Here is a 13,939-nt window from a genome sequence, read left to right on the forward strand (position 1 = left end):
GAGTTTGCTTGCTCATGGAGTTGAGAATCGATCGACAGGCATTGGTGCCTGTCGTACAGCAAATCGTCGACGCATTGGCCGACTGGCTCCGTCGCGGCGAGGTGTTGCCGGGGGCGCGTTTGCCTTCCGTGCGGCAAATCGCGCGGATCAATCTGCTCAGTCAATCCAGTGTCGTCGAAGCCTGTGAACGGCTGGTGGCTCAAGGGGTGCTGGCGACGCGTAACGGGGCGGGTTTCTTTGTCGCGGCAACGGCGCTGGCCACTCAGGGGCAATGGGATCTTCCTTGGTCCGAAGGGGTTGAGCAGCAGAGCGGCCTCGTCGGCGCACTGAAGCTGGGGTGCGGCGGATTACCCGAAAGCTGGCGTGAGACTGACGACCTGAGCTACGCCATACGCCAGGTCAGCCGCACCGACATGGCCGGGTTGTTCAACTACAGTACGCCGCTGGGCCTGCCTGCCTTGCGTCAGCAGATCCTCAAACGATTGAAACAGTTGAATATTGCGGTGGATGAAAGCCGAATCCTGACCACGGCGGGGGCCAGTCATGGGCTCGATTTGATTGTGCGTACCCTGTTCAAACCGGGCGATTGCGTCGTGGTGGAGAGTCCCGGCTATTCGATGTTGTTCGATTTGCTCAGGCTACACGGGATCAGCATGATCGAGGTGCCACGAACCCCACGCGGGCCAGATACCGAAGCACTCGAGGCACTGTTGCGCAAGTACAAACCCTGTGGCTTGTTCATCAACAGCTTTTATCACAACCCCACCGGCAGCAGTTTGACCCCGGGGGTCGCTCAGCAGGTTCTGCAACTGGCCAAAAACCATGGCGTGCTGGTGATCGAAGACGACGTCTATGCCGATTTGCACAGCGGCCCCGGCACGCGCCTTGCGGCACTGGGTATCGATGACAACGTGATCTACGTCGGCAGCTACTCCAAAACTCTCAGCAGTTCGTTACGGGTTGGCTTTGTAGTGGCCGATGCCGACATTATTTCGCGACTCGCCAGGGTCAAGATGATCAGTAGCATGGGCGCTTCACGGTTTAGCGAGTCGGTGCTGGCTTGTCTGTTGGCCAGTGGTGCCTATCGTAAATTGGTGCAACGTCAGCGTCAGCGTTTAAGCACAGACCGGGAGGCGGCCTTGCAGGTGCTCGAAGACGCGGAGTGGGAGGTTTTCGGCAAGCCGTCGGGCGGCCTGTTCATCTGGGCGCGATCGCGCAAGTCTGACTACGCTCAGGTGCGAACTCAGGCACGGCGCTTCGGTGTCCTGCTGTCTTGCCCAACGACGTTCAGTCCGACCGGTCAGGCTCATGACTGGCAGCGCATCAACGTTGCCTATGCCTGCGATCCTCGTGCCCGGGCATTTTTTCAGGCCACCGCTCGGGATCGACCTCAAGCGTTCTGAAAGCGACGTAGGCGTAGCTTTTTGCCATTATTCGGGCGCCGGAGACTTGTGTTGGCACAAGCCCGTTGCGAATCTGCATCAACAGACAATGGCAGGGGACTACGCGCAATGATTTCGGCCGTGCAAGGACGTTTTGCCAACCTCGGTATGGCGAAAAAACTGGGTGTCGGGTTTGTACTGGTGCTGCTGTTGACCGCCCTGGTAGCGGCCATCGGCGTATGGTCCCTGCAAACCATCAGTCAGCGCTTCGACGGGCTCAAGCAGATGTCGTCGCTCAACAGTGGTTTGCTCAAGGTTCGCCTGCTCGAGCAGGAGTACGCCTTGCACGGTAATCCGAAAACCGCGGACGCCTTGCGCGCCGGGGTGGACGCTCTGATCGCTCTGGCGACCCAGCTCAAGGCCCAGTCAGCGGCCAATGTGCCGGTGATGAATGATGTCGAGCAATCTCTGGGTGCCTATCGCAAGGCTTTTGACGAGTTTGTCTCGCTGAGTCAGGCCAAGGATCTGGCGCTGGAAATGGCCAGTTGGTCGGTGTCCAGCGTGGCCAATAACCTCGATGTGCTGCAGGCCGGGCTCGCCGATGATGGTGCCTATACCTTGAAGGAATCCGAGGGCAAGGATGGCGCGCAATTCATCGAGCAGGCCAATCAGGTCAGTCAGGTATCGCGGCTGATGTTGCAGGCCATGGACGAAGCGCGCGTGCGCCTGGACCTGAGCCGCAAGGGCGACGACAGCGCCGGGCAGGGCAAGATCGAGCAGGCCGATCAGGCGCTGACCCAGGCCGGGCAGCTGAAAACCACGATCAAGGATGAGGGTTACCAGACCGTCCTCAATGAAGTGTCCGGTCATATTGCCAGTTTCAGTGAAAAACTCGCCGAGTACACCGACTTGTTGGCGCAGGAAAAGACCGTCTACGAGCAGCTTCATCAGCGTGCCGCTCAAGTGGTGGAGCGGGTGGACCAGGCCTATGTTGCCGAAGATCAGTCGATGCAGGCAGAGCTGAAGAAGAATTCGCTGTTGATTATCGGTTCCTCGGCACTGGCCTTGCTGGTGGGGCTGATTGCTGCGTGGGTGATTACCCGTTTGGTCGTCGCACCGCTGCGCCGCGTGATCCGTGTCGCTCAGCAGATCGCCGCGGGCGATTTGAGTGCAACGATTGAAGTGACCCGCCGCGACGAGATCGGCCAGTTGATGCAGGCCATGCAGCAAATGGGCGCGGGGCTCAGCAGTATCGTCAGTGGTTTGCAGGCCGGTATCGAACAACTGGCCAGCTCTGCTCAATCGCTGTCGGCGGTGACCGAGCAGACCAACCTTGAAGTCAGCAGCCAGAAGGAAGAAACCGAGCAGGTCGCCACCGCGATGAACCAGATGACCGCCACGGTGCACGACGTCGCACGTAACGCGGAGGAGGCCGCCCAGGCGGCGCAGACAGCCGACGGCAAGGTCGAAAGCGGTCAGCAGGTGGTGCGCCAGAGCATGACGAGGATTGAACAGTTGGCGGACTCGGCTACCTCGGCCAGCTCCAGCATCGAAAGCCTCAGTGCGCAAATCCAGAACATTGGCACGGTGCTCAGCGTGATTAAAAGCGTCGCCGAGCAAACCAATCTGTTGGCGCTCAATGCGGCCATCGAGGCGGCCCGGGCCGGCGAGCAGGGCAGGGGCTTTGCGGTGGTGGCCGATGAAGTTCGGGCGCTGGCCAAGCGAACCCAGCAATCGACCGAGGAAATCGAACGGCTGGTCAGTGCCTTGCGTTCGGCGGCGCAGTCGTCGGTGCAGCAGATTCAGAACAGTGGCGAGTTGGTGAAGCTGGCGGTTAGCGATGCGTTGCAGACCGAGAGCGCCTTGGGGAGCATTGCGGCAGCGGTGTCGTTGATTCAGCAGATGAACCAGCAGATTGCGGCGGCTGCAGAAGAGCAGAGTTCAGTGGCCGAGGAGATCAATCGCAGTGTCACCAGTATTCGTGCCAGTGCGGATCAGTCGTCGCTGGCAATGCGGGGCAATGCCGCGTCGAGTATTGAGTTGGCGCAATTGGGGGTTGAGTTGAAGGGGATGGTGGGGCATTTCAGGCTGTAGGGGCTGGCGAACGTTGAAAAGCCACTGGGCCGGATAATGCCCGTGTAGGAGCCAGCGGTGCGGCGATCCGACTTGCCAGCGAAGGCGTCCTTGAAAGCGCCTCGCCGGCAAGTCGGATCGCCGCACCGCTGGCTCCTACGAAAAGCGGTTTGCTCGCCTAACTGACTGGCATTACATGATCAGTCGTAGATCACTTTTTTCTTCCAGTCGGCATCAGCCTCGACGTCTTTAAGGCCTTCAGTCAGTTGGTTTACTTCGCCTTCAACCGGGGCGATGGTGTCCATGACCAGGGCATTGGCGCGGGCCAGGAGTTTTTCCAGGTATTCCAGCTGTTCGGCGTAAACCTGCGGCTCCTGTTGTTTGCGCAGGTATTGCACGCCGCGTTCGAAGGCCAGGCGGGCCTGGCCGGGCTGGTTTTGTTGCAGGGAATGCTGGCCCAGGTTGTTGAAGAATTCGATGTGCAGCAGCACCAGAATGTGGCGCACTTCGCGGATCCAGCGCTTGGCTTCGTTGGGTGGCAGGAAACCATCCTGTGCGGCACGAGTGATCTGGCCATGCATGGCTTCAAGCAGGAAGCGCACGTCTTTGGCTTTGGCTTCGGTCTGGATCGGAGCTGGCGGGTTGTTGACGGGGATCGATTCACCCCGGGCGACCAAGGCACTCAGCTCGGTAATCCGTGCCTTCAATATGGCACTGGATTTTTCCAGGTTCAGCAGGCGCTGGCAGACGTTCAGTTCCAGACGGGTCAACAGCAGCTTGAGCGCTGGTGTCATAAACTGACCGGGGAAGGTCTCGGTGATTTCGCCACAGCGACGCAGGCGGTCATTGAGTTCAACCTTGGTGCGGGCCTTTTCCAGCTTGTTGTTTTCCACCACATGGTTCATGTAGCCAATGGCGATCAATAGTGCGATCCCGGCTACGACTAGCAGGGTGATCATGAGTGGTGTCACCGGTAAGACCTCTTATAGGGTTCGCGTGCGAGTCGAGTGTAGTGGCTTGGCATTTGGGCGCCTAGGGCCGCTCGACGAGTTGAATCGGCTACGGCTCTGCTTATATCGGCCGTATTGCTGCTTATATAAGTAAATAGCGTGCGAGATGCACATTGCCATCATCTCGGCATGGACTATAGCGTCTTGATGGATGCCAGAATATAGGCGCCAGAGGTCAGGCGACGGAAACCTGGATGGCAGCCGAAAGCAGGTCGAAGTCATTGATTTAAATAAATTTATATCTGGGGGTTGACGACCCCTCAATCCATCCATAGAATGCGCGCCACTTACAGCGTAAAGCACACAGCGAAACGCGGTAGGGAGTGAATGTTGTACGTGTGTCCCCTTCGTCTAGTGGCCTAGGACACCGCCCTTTCACGGCGGTAACAGGGGTTCGAGTCCCCTAGGGGACGCCAATGCGGGAATAGCTCAGTTGGTAGAGCACGACCTTGCCAAGGTCGGGGTCGCGAGTTCGAGTCTCGTTTCCCGCTCCAGTTTTAAACGGCTTTGCTTTCGGGCAGGGCTGAGTGAAACCAGAACCAAATCTTCGGATGCGGATCTGGGCACCGAAACACACACCATGTGTTCCGGGCAGCGTGTCCCCTTCGTCTAGTGGCCTAGGACACCGCCCTTTCACGGCGGTAACAGGGGTTCGAGTCCCCTAGGGGACGCCATTTGCGGGAATAGCTCAGTTGGTAGAGCACGACCTTGCCAAGGTCGGGGTCGCGAGTTCGAGTCTCGTTTCCCGCTCCAAATTCAAAAAAAACGCCGCTCATTGAGCGGCGTTTTTTTGTGCGCGTTATTTGTCATTTGGAATGAAAAGGCCAGTCAGTCAAGACACAGGACCCCTGTAGGAGCGGGCTTGCCCGCGAAAGCGGTATATCAAGGGCGGGCAAGCCCGCTCCTACAAGGCGATATGTTTGTGTTGCAACCAGCCGTTAGTCGCATGACAATGCGAGTCATTATCAGTCGCGAATTATTCCATTGTCATGTCCGCCAACGACTTGTCCTTACGCAGTGCTGTCAACGATCTGTATTGTGACCATCATGGTTGGCTCCAGGGCTGGCTGCGCAAGCGTCTGGGCAATGCCTTCGATGCAGCGGACCTGACTCAGGATACCTTCGTCAGGGTCATCAAGGCTCGCACCGCCCTGGATATCCGCGAGCCGCGACCGTATCTGTCGATGATCGCCAAGGGGTTGTTGATCGATCTGTTTCGTCGGCGTTCGCTGGAACAGTCCTATCTCGAAGCGCTGGCCGCCACGCCCGAATCACAGCAGCCATCGTTGGAGGAGCAGGCGATCCTGTTCCAGGCGCTGATGGAAATCGACCGTCTGCTGCAAGGGCTGGGGCCTCGAGTCAAGCAAGCTTTCATCCTGTCGCAATTCAATGGCCTGACGTATCCGCAAATTGCCGAGCGTCTGGGCGTCAGTGTTCGCACGGTGAATAACCACATGGCCAAGGCCATGGAGCATTGCTGTCTGATGCAGATTCAGTTGCAGCTCGCATGAACCTGCCCCCCCAGGAGTTGAAAGCCATCAGCGTCGCCGCGCAGTGGTACGCCCGGCTTCATTCCGGCACCACGACCGACGCGGATCGAGCCGCATGGAACGCCTGGCTCGTCGCAGATCCCTTGAATCGCCAGGCCTGGCAAAGAATGGCGGCGGTGGCCGAACAGATGGCGAGCGTGCCGGGCGCATTGGCGGCGCCGACCTTGAGCAATACCGACAATCGATCCCGTCGCCAGGTGCTGCGTAGTGCCTTGCTGATGACGTCTGCCGGCGCCCTGGGCTGGTTGGGTTGGCGCAGTCAGACCACACAAAACCTGATTTGCGATTTCCGCACGGCGGTGGGGGAGCGCCGCGAATTTCGGCTGGCGGACGGCAGCACTGTACTGCTCAACACCGACACATCGGTCAACGTTCGTTTCGATGGACGCCAGCGGGTGTTGGAACTGTTGTGGGGCGAGATGCTCGTGACGACGGCGGTCGATCCGTTGCAGCGTCCTTTCAAGGTCGTCACTCGCCAGGCCGAGGTGCTCGCATTGGGTACGCGTTTTATCGTCCGCACTCAGGCGCAGGGCGGTGAGGTGGCGGTGCTGGAGAAGGCGGTAGAGGTCAGTTTGCCGGATGCAGGGTCAAAGATGCGGGTCGAAGCCGGCAGACGTCTGGATTTCAATGACCGCACCTTGGGAACGCTGCGTGGCAACGATGTCTCGGTAGGCGCCTGGCAGCAAGGCAGCATCATTGCCATCGACCGTCCTTTGGCGGTGTTGCTGAGCGACCTTTCGCGTTATCGCACGGGCGTGCTGCGTTGTGATCCGGCCATTGGCAACTTGAAGGTTTCCGGGGTCTTTCCCATCGATAACACCGATCTCGCCCTGGCGGCGCTGGAGAGTGGTTTTTCGTTGCGCGTCACCCGATACAGCCGTTTCTGGGTCCAGGTATCGAATGGCGATTCGCGCTGACGGCGCGGCGCGGATAAAAAGTTTCTGCTTCGTCTGCACTTTTCACCCGCATCGTTCGGCTCATCCCTCAGTGAGTTTTTATTGACCGTTTTGGGGGAAGCAAGCATGTCTCGGGTGAACGCGCCAAGTCGTCTGGCGATCGCAGTGAAAATCGGATTGCTGGCAGCCACGATGGCCAGCGCCTGGTCGGCGAATGCCAGCTCGGCGCCAGAGGCCTCGACGCAACAGCGTTTGATTCAGTCCTACGATATTGGGGCCGGCAGCCTGGTGGATGTTCTCACCCGTTTCTCCAGTGCCGCCGGGGCCGCGATTTCGTTTGATGCCCGGCAAACCCAGGGCCTGCAATCGCCAGGTCTGAAAGGCTCTTTCGCCGTCAGCGAAGGCTTCGCTCGCCTACTGAGCGGCAGCGGTCTGCAAGCCGAACCCCAAGCCAACGGCACCTACGTGCTGCGCGCAGCGCCCGTCACCGGTTCGGCATTGGAGCTGGGCGCTACCAACATCAACGGGCAACTACTGGGAGCGACCACCGAGAACAGCGGCTCGTACACCACGGGAGCGGTCACTATCGGCAAGGGCGAGCACTCGCTGCGGGAAACGCCTCAATCGGTCACGGTAATGACCCGCAAGATGCTCGATGACCAGAACCTGAACACCATCGATCAGGTGATGGAAAAGACCCCGGGCATTACCGTCTACGACTCGACCATGGGCGGCAAGTATTTCTATTCCCGCGGGTTCCGGATGTCGGGTCAGTATCAGTACGACGGTGTGCCGCTGGACATAGGCAACAGCTATGTCCAGGCCGACAGTTTCAGCAGCGACATGGCGTATTACGACCGGGTCGAAGTCTTGCGTGGCGCGGCGGGGATGATGAAGGGCTCGGGTGGCACCTCGGGCGGGGTGAACTTCGTTCGCAAACGCGGCCAGGCCACGGCCCAGACCGAACTCAGCCTCTCCGGTGGCACCTGGGACAACTACCGCGGGCAAGTCGATACCGGTGGCCCGTTGAATGATGCCGGCACTGTGCGCGGCAGGGCGGTGATTGCTGAACAGAGCCGGCATTATTTTTATGACGATGCCCGTCGCAAGGACCAGATCTACTACGATGCACTGGACTTCGATCTGACGCCCGACACAACGCTCGGCCTGGGAGTCGCCTATGAAGATGTCGATGCCAGCCCTTGCTGGGGCGGCCTGCCTCACTACAAGGATGGCAGCGATCTGAAACTGAGTCGTTCCACCTGCCTGGATCCGTCCTGGAATACCTGGCGCAGCCAGAGGACTACGGTATTCGGCGATCTGAAACATCAGATCAACGACGACTGGGCCATGAAAGTGGCAGGGGTTTATACGAAAAACACCCAGGACATCAAATATGCATTTGCGGCAGGCTCGGTGACGCCCGGTACCTCGACCACAGATATGGTGGGCAGCCTGTACGACTACGATCAGGTCGATTACGGCCTCGATGCCTACGTGGATGGCAAGTTCGGCGCGTTCGGCCAGCAACATGAACTGATCGTCGGTTTCAACGCCAGTCGCTCGGACAAGGATGATTTCTACTCGGTCGCGCTCCTGCCGCAGAAGCAGAACGTGTTCAACCCGGATCGACATATTACGGAACCGGACGACAGCTACTTCATCGAGAACTCGACACGCGGTGGCCCGGTGAAAACCGTCACCGAACAGCAAGGCCTGTACTCGACCCTGCGTCTTAAACTGGCAGACCCATTGACGTTTGTCGTGGGCAGTCGAGTGAGCTGGTACAGCTCCAAAACCGACTCGGTGTTCATCAATTCGGGAACTTCGGAACACGCCAGAAGCACGGAGACCGGTCAAGTCACCCCGTTTGCCGGCGTGTTGCTGGACCTCAACGATAACCTGACCGCCTATGCCAGTTACTCGGACATCTTCACGCCCCAAGGCAATACCCGCTCGGAAAGTGGCTCGGTGCTCAAGCCGCTGGTGGGTGAAAGTTATGAGCTGGGGGTCAAGGGCGAATGGTTCGAAGGGCGCCTGAACACCTCCTTCAACCTGTTCCGGACCCTGCAGAAAGACCAGGCACAGACGGACTACAACTCGACCTGTCCGTCATCGGACGGCTTCTGCTATTTGAATGCTGGCAAGGTCCGCGCTCAGGGTTTCGAAGCCGAAATCAGCGGTGAGGTCATCGAGCGCCTGCAATTGCTCGCCGGTTACACCTATACCCAGACCAAGACCCTCAACGACATTGACAGCAGCCTCAATGGCGCCGCCTTCAACAGTTATGTGCCGCGCCATGTGCTGCGCATGTGGGGCGATTACGCCCTTGCCGGGGCGTTCGAGCGGTTCAGCATCGGTGCCGGCGTCAACGCGCAAAGCGACAATTTCCGGGTATCCCCGGCGACGGGCGAAAAGATTACCCAGGCTGGCTACGCCGTCTGGAACGGTCGTATCGGTTACCGCATCGATGACACCTGGTCGTTGGCGCTCAATGGCAACAACCTGTTCGACAAGCGCTACTACACCACCATTGGCACCGAAAACTTCGGTAACTATTACGGTGACCCGCGCAACTTCACCATGACGGTCAAGGCTCGCTTTTGATTCCCCCGCCAACAAGTTAAGCGCAATTCTGTAGGAGCGGGCTTGCCCGCGAAGGCGGCGGTCCAGTCAACATTGATGTCGCCTGATATACCGCTTTCGTCGGAACGCCGCCCGGAGCAAGCTCGCTCCAGGATTCCGTGTCTTAACTGACTGGCATTGCGTTCAACAAGCGGCGTTGTTTTGTGCGCGTTATTTGTCATTTGCATCGGGTAGCCATAATGCAATCTGAACAACTGCCTCAACTTCCGAGGCTCTGCACCAGGCTTTCGAGCGCTTCAACGGTTGTATCCTCCAGCGCCGGTTGCGCGGCTACCGCTCTGAGTTGGCATGTCAAACGGTATTCGCTGGGCGTGCAGTTGACGAACTGCTTGAAGGCGCGAGCGAAGTAGGATGGGTCTTTGAAGCCGGCCTCATAGCCGATACTGGTAATCGGCATCTGGCTGTTGTCGAGCAGTTGTTTGGCGAAGTTCATGCGCTTGTCCAGGACGTAATCGGTGAAGCCCACGCCATTGGCTTCCTTGAACAAGCGGCTGAAGCGAAAGGTCGTCATGCCGCAGCGCTTGGCCAAATCCCTCTGATCGATGCTGTCCCGAAAGTGCTGATCGATGTACAGCATGATATGGCTCAGCGCCTGGTGTTTTTGGTGTCCGGAAGTCAGGCGGATGCTGTCCGGGAGAGTAGGGGAGTGGTCGATCAGCGATGTCTTGCCATTTCGGCGCAGCTCGCAGAGCTGCTCCAGCGCCAACAGGTAGCGCTTCCTCTCGGTGGCCGAGAGCGGCAGTACCATGTATTCCCAGACACTGGAGCGCATGGCCCAGACCGCCAGTTCCTCTGAGTGCTGCACAGTGAACATGGTGATCGGGATGGTGGGGGTAGTGCGTTTGATCTCCAGCAACAACCTCAACCCTGGTGTGTCGGGGCGATCGAAATGGATGCAGATCATGTCTGCCTGTTCCCCATGGGGCAACACGGAGTTTTTCGTCAATTTGCAGTCGCAAGTGTCCTCGAACTGCGCGATGAGTCCTTTCGTGGAACGATCGTGAGTCAGATCGAACCACAGTAGCGATGGCCTTCTGGTCAAATTGGACGTCATGTCTCTACTCTGGGGTTCTTCATGCCTCTGTTCGCTGAGTAGTATTGCTAACGTGCTATCACTTTGCAGATTAAATGCTGATAAGAAAGACGCGACTTAAGTCTATTCGCACTAAGTGCTGCTTTGCCGACCGTTTGTTTACGTGTTTTCAACGCATCCCGGCTTCAACCGCTCGTCGCTTGTGAAACAACGACAAGCGCCTTTGCAATGCCATGCCTTGTTTTACCCCTCCTATGACTTCTGCAAAGGCCAATCAACGTTATTTCACCGCCCCGCAAAAAAGTCCTAGTGATGTGCAAAATCTTCCTAACGCCCATGCCTTGCCCCTGACTAGTGTTGCATCCAGGCAGAGCAAAACGCACTGCCTTCCGAAAAAACAACATTCGAGTGAGGTGGGCAAAATGATCATGCAAACAATCAAGGCTTCGGTAGTGAAGTTCGCCAAAGATGAAGATGGCCTGACCATTGTGGAATACGCGGTGGCCGGTGGGTTGATTACGGTAGCTGTTGTTGCAACGTTCACGCTTCTTGGCGGGGCCGTAAACACCAGGATGATAGCTCTTTGCAACGCCGTTCTTCCTGGTACTTGCTAATAACAACTCCAGTAGGGAGATGTGCGATGTCCATGGAACAGCTGGTAGCGACCGTTGTGCTGATAGGACTGCTGGGCGTGGCGGTGGTGAGCGACTTGCGTCGCCACCGCATTCCCAACCTGCTGATCCTGGTGGGTCTGGCCTTGGGATTGGCCGGCCAGACTTACTCAGGCGGGATCAGCGGGATGGGGGACGGCCTGCTGGGCCTCCTGATCGGTTTCGGGCTGTTCCTGCCCATGTATGCGTTGGGCGGCATGGCTGCCGGCGACGTCAAACTGATGGCCATGGTTGGCAGTTTTCTACCTCCCCATTACGCCTTGTGGGCTGTGTTCTTCAGTCTGCTGTGGGGAGGCCTGTGCGGTTTCCTGATCGTGCTGGTGCGCGGTCAATTGTTACAGACCCTGGGGCGCTATCGGTTGATGCTTCGGGCGCGGGCCTATATGGCGCCAAGCTCGGACGACGTGGCCAGCAAGCCCTTTCCTTATTCGGTTGCGATCCTGCTCGGGACCTTGAACAGCGTCTACTGGCAACTCGTTGCCGGTGGATTCGGAGGTTAGTCATGCACGTCATCGTCGATAGTGATGCCTACCCCAGCGAACGGGAAGCGGTGCAGCGACTGGCGCCTCAGCCCTGCACTATTCGCGAAACTGGTCTGACCGACAGTTTTCTCGGCGAGTTGGTGTGCAAGCATCTGCATGACGCCGGCGTGCTCGACATGCCGCGGCTGGTGGAGCGTCTGGCGCTGACCGGCGCCGTACTTGAAGAAGTCCTGGCGTTTTTGCGCAAGGACGGCCGTGTCGAAGTGCTTGGCCAGATGGGGCAATCCAGTGGACAGATGCTGCGTTATGGCCTGACCGAACGCGGTCGCAGTGCCGCCCGCGACGCCCTGTCGCGCAGTGGCTATATCGGTGCGGCACCCTTCCCGGTGAGTTCCTACCGCTCCCTGATCAAAATCCAGACCATTCACCACGGTCGCATCAATGCCAACGATATGCATAGAGCCCTCGCTGGCGTAGTGCTCACGGAGGCAATGCTCGATCAGTTGGGCGTGGCGCTGAACTCCGGGCGCGCGATCATGATTTATGGCCCCGCGGGTACCGGCAAGACTTACGTCAGCAGCCGGCTGATTCGATTGTTCGCCGAGGCCATCTGGGTGCCTCATGCCATCGTGATCAACGAGTCGGTGATCGAGATCTATGACCCGCAGGTGCATCAGCGTCTGGATGACAACGGTCAACAGAACAATCTGATGCTCAACGAAGGGATCGACCGTCGACTGCTGTGCTGCAAACGCCCGATCGTCATTACGGGCGGTGAGTTGAGCATGGAACAGCTGGACGTTCGCTATGACCCCTACACCCGTCAGTACCAGGCTGCCTTGCAGCTCAAGGCCAGCAATGGCCTGTTCATCATCGACGACATGGGGCGTCAACGCATGGCACCCGCCGAGCTGTTGAATCGCTGGATCGTCCCGATGGAGGAGAAGCGCGATTTCATCAATCTGGGCGGCGGTCGGCATTGCGAGTTGCCGTTCGATCTGATTCTGGTGTTCTCCACCAACCTCAATCCTCTGGAATTAGCCGATGAGGCCTTCCTGCGCCGGATTGGCTACAAGCTGCAATTCGGTTACCTGAAGCCTGAAGAGTACGAAAAGATCTGGCGTCAGGAAAGCGAGCGCCTGGGCATTCCTTTTGACCCGCTGCTGCTGCGTTATGTACTGCAAAGGCTTTATGCAAGTGAAGGCATGCCCCTGGTGCCTTGCCATCCCCGCGATCTCCTGAACATGGCCCTCGATCGTCAGCGTTATATGGGCGGTTCCGGGGCCTTGTCGCCACAAGAGTTGGAATGGGCCTGGCACAACTACTTCGTCCAGCTCGACTTTCTTTGATACGGAGATACTGACATGAGCTCTCGTACTGTTTCCCTGATAGGTGTTTCCCTGGTCATGGGCCTTGGTGCTGCATGGATGGCCGACTCCTGGCTGAGCTCCCGGCTCAATGCCACCCCGGATGACCATCTTCGAAGCGTGGTAGTCGCCACCGTAGAGATTCCATTCGGGCAGATGATCGAGGCCCAACAGGTCAGCACCGTGCGCATGCCCATGGACACGATCCCGGACGATGCTCTCGATTCCACCGACAAGGCAGTGGGCAAGATCGCAACGTTCGACATCTTGCGTGGCGACGTCATGCGCGGCGCACGCCTGAGCGAGCACTTGGGCGGCAGTACCCTGGCCTCTCTGATTGCGACAGACAAACGTGCCATCTCGGTACGGGTAGACGATGTGGTCGGCGTGGGCGGCTTCCTGTTACCCGGTAACCGGGTCGATGTGCTGGCGACTAAAAAAACTGATGGCGCCGGCAATAACGCTGTGTCCAGGACCATCCTCGAGAATTTGCGGGTGTTGGCGGTGGACCAGACGGCGGGTACCGACAAGACCCAACCGGTGGTGGTGCGTGCAGTGACGCTGGAGATGACGACCGCAGAGGCTGAAACCCTGGTCACGGCGCAAACCGAAGGGAAATTGCAACTGACCCTGCGCAACCCGCTGAACGCCGAGAAAAAAATCGCGACCGTTGCGCCTGCCGCCCCGGCCATGGCGATGGCCGCTGCCCCAGCGCCAAAACGCGTGGTGCGCCGCGGCAACGGCGAGGTGGGTGGGGTTGTCACCATCATCCGCGGGACCCAAGCCAGTGTAGTCAAACGTTGACAGGGCAGTAGGGGTGCCTGGGCAC

The 13,939-nt window shown here is 58.6% G+C and carries 11 protein-coding genes, 4 tRNA genes and 1 pseudogene; 14 read left to right on the forward strand and 2 right to left on the reverse strand.

Translation table 11 applies throughout. The features are described 5' to 3' along the window. Window positions 1-14 precede the first annotated feature (14 nt). The 3 genes and pseudogenes from IC37_RS05790 to IC37_RS30880 all read left to right on the forward strand — a co-directional run bounded on the left by IC37_RS05790 (window position 15) and on the right by IC37_RS30880 (window position 3,476). Window positions 15-1,403, forward strand: a complete 1,389-nt coding sequence (locus tag IC37_RS05790; protein WP_030131916.1) for a PLP-dependent aminotransferase family protein — start codon at window positions 15-17, stop codon at window positions 1,401-1,403. A 147-nt stretch (window positions 1,404-1,550) separates the two neighbouring features. Then, window positions 1,551-2,615: pseudogene (locus IC37_RS30875) on the forward strand (HAMP domain-containing protein); the annotation flags it as partial. Further along, window positions 2,613-3,476, forward strand: a complete 864-nt coding sequence (locus IC37_RS30880) for a methyl-accepting chemotaxis protein (RefSeq protein WP_371916311.1) — start codon at window positions 2,613-2,615, stop codon at window positions 3,474-3,476. The pseudogene IC37_RS30875 and the gene IC37_RS30880, both read left to right, overlap by 3 nt. A 179-nt stretch (window positions 3,477-3,655) precedes the next feature. On the opposite strand, the gene IC37_RS05800 is transcribed toward IC37_RS30880, so the two are convergent. Next, window positions 3,656-4,414, reverse strand: coding sequence for a hypothetical protein (locus tag IC37_RS05800; RefSeq protein WP_030131918.1), 759 nt, complete (start codon window positions 4,412-4,414; stop codon window positions 3,656-3,658). Window positions 4,415-4,805: 391 nt separating this feature from the next. Between IC37_RS05800 and IC37_RS05805 the strand changes: the two genes are divergently transcribed. The 7 genes from IC37_RS05805 (at window position 4,806) to IC37_RS05835 (ending at window position 9,518) form a co-directional block, all read left to right on the forward strand. Next, window positions 4,806-4,881, forward strand: a tRNA-Glu gene (locus tag IC37_RS05805). Window positions 4,882-4,883: 2 nt separating this feature from the next. Beyond that, window positions 4,884-4,959, forward strand: a tRNA-Gly gene (locus tag IC37_RS05810). Between the two features lie 104 nt (window positions 4,960-5,063). Then, window positions 5,064-5,139 (forward strand) — tRNA-Glu (locus IC37_RS05815). 3 nt (window positions 5,140-5,142) lie between these two features. Continuing rightward, window positions 5,143-5,218 (forward strand) — tRNA-Gly (locus IC37_RS05820). 236 nt (window positions 5,219-5,454) lie between these two features. After that, window positions 5,455-5,976: a sigma-70 family RNA polymerase sigma factor gene (locus IC37_RS05825; RefSeq protein ID WP_030131919.1), complete on the forward strand. Its 522-nt coding sequence runs from the start codon at window positions 5,455-5,457 to the stop codon at window positions 5,974-5,976. After that, window positions 5,973-6,932 (forward strand): FecR domain-containing protein, encoded by a 960-nt coding sequence (locus IC37_RS05830; RefSeq protein ID WP_030131920.1) that lies wholly within the window; start codon window positions 5,973-5,975, stop codon window positions 6,930-6,932. Before IC37_RS05825 ends, IC37_RS05830 begins: the two co-directional genes overlap by 4 nt. Window positions 6,933-7,037: 105 nt before the next feature. Further along, a complete protein-coding gene (locus tag IC37_RS05835; protein ID WP_030131921.1) occupies window positions 7,038-9,518 on the forward strand; it encodes a TonB-dependent receptor in 2,481 nt (826 codons plus the stop codon). A 238-nt stretch (window positions 9,519-9,756) separates the two neighbouring features. On the opposite strand, the gene IC37_RS05840 is transcribed toward IC37_RS05835, so the two are convergent. Beyond that, window positions 9,757-10,611: a DNA-binding response regulator gene (locus tag IC37_RS05840; RefSeq protein ID WP_030131922.1), complete on the reverse strand. Its 855-nt coding sequence runs from the start codon at window positions 10,609-10,611 to the stop codon at window positions 9,757-9,759. Window positions 10,612-11,012: 401 nt separating this feature from the next. Between IC37_RS05840 and IC37_RS05845 the strand changes: the two genes are divergently transcribed. The 4 genes from IC37_RS05845 to cpaB are packed head-to-tail and all read left to right on the forward strand — an operon-like array spanning window position 11,013 to window position 13,914. Continuing rightward, on the forward strand, window positions 11,013-11,204 hold the full coding sequence (locus IC37_RS05845) for a Flp family type IVb pilin (RefSeq protein WP_030131923.1): 192 nt from the start codon (window positions 11,013-11,015) through the stop codon (window positions 11,202-11,204). A 26-nt stretch (window positions 11,205-11,230) separates the two neighbouring features. Next, entirely contained in the window at window positions 11,231-11,761 is a 531-nt protein-coding gene (locus IC37_RS05850; protein ID WP_030131924.1) for a prepilin peptidase, read from the forward strand. Window positions 11,762-11,763: 2 nt separating this feature from the next. Next, window positions 11,764-13,092, forward strand: a complete 1,329-nt coding sequence (locus IC37_RS05855) for an ATPase AAA (protein ID WP_030131925.1) — start codon at window positions 11,764-11,766, stop codon at window positions 13,090-13,092. A 15-nt stretch (window positions 13,093-13,107) separates the two neighbouring features. Beyond that, the gene (cpaB, locus tag IC37_RS05860) at window positions 13,108-13,914 is read left to right on the forward strand and encodes a Flp pilus assembly protein CpaB (RefSeq protein WP_030131926.1); all 807 of its coding nucleotides are present in this window, start codon (window positions 13,108-13,110) and stop codon (window positions 13,912-13,914) included. Window positions 13,915-13,939 lie beyond the last annotated feature (25 nt).

Source organism: Pseudomonas sp. QTF5 (assembly GCF_000512695.2).
Lineage (GTDB): Bacteria > Pseudomonadota > Gammaproteobacteria > Pseudomonadales > Pseudomonadaceae > Aquipseudomonas.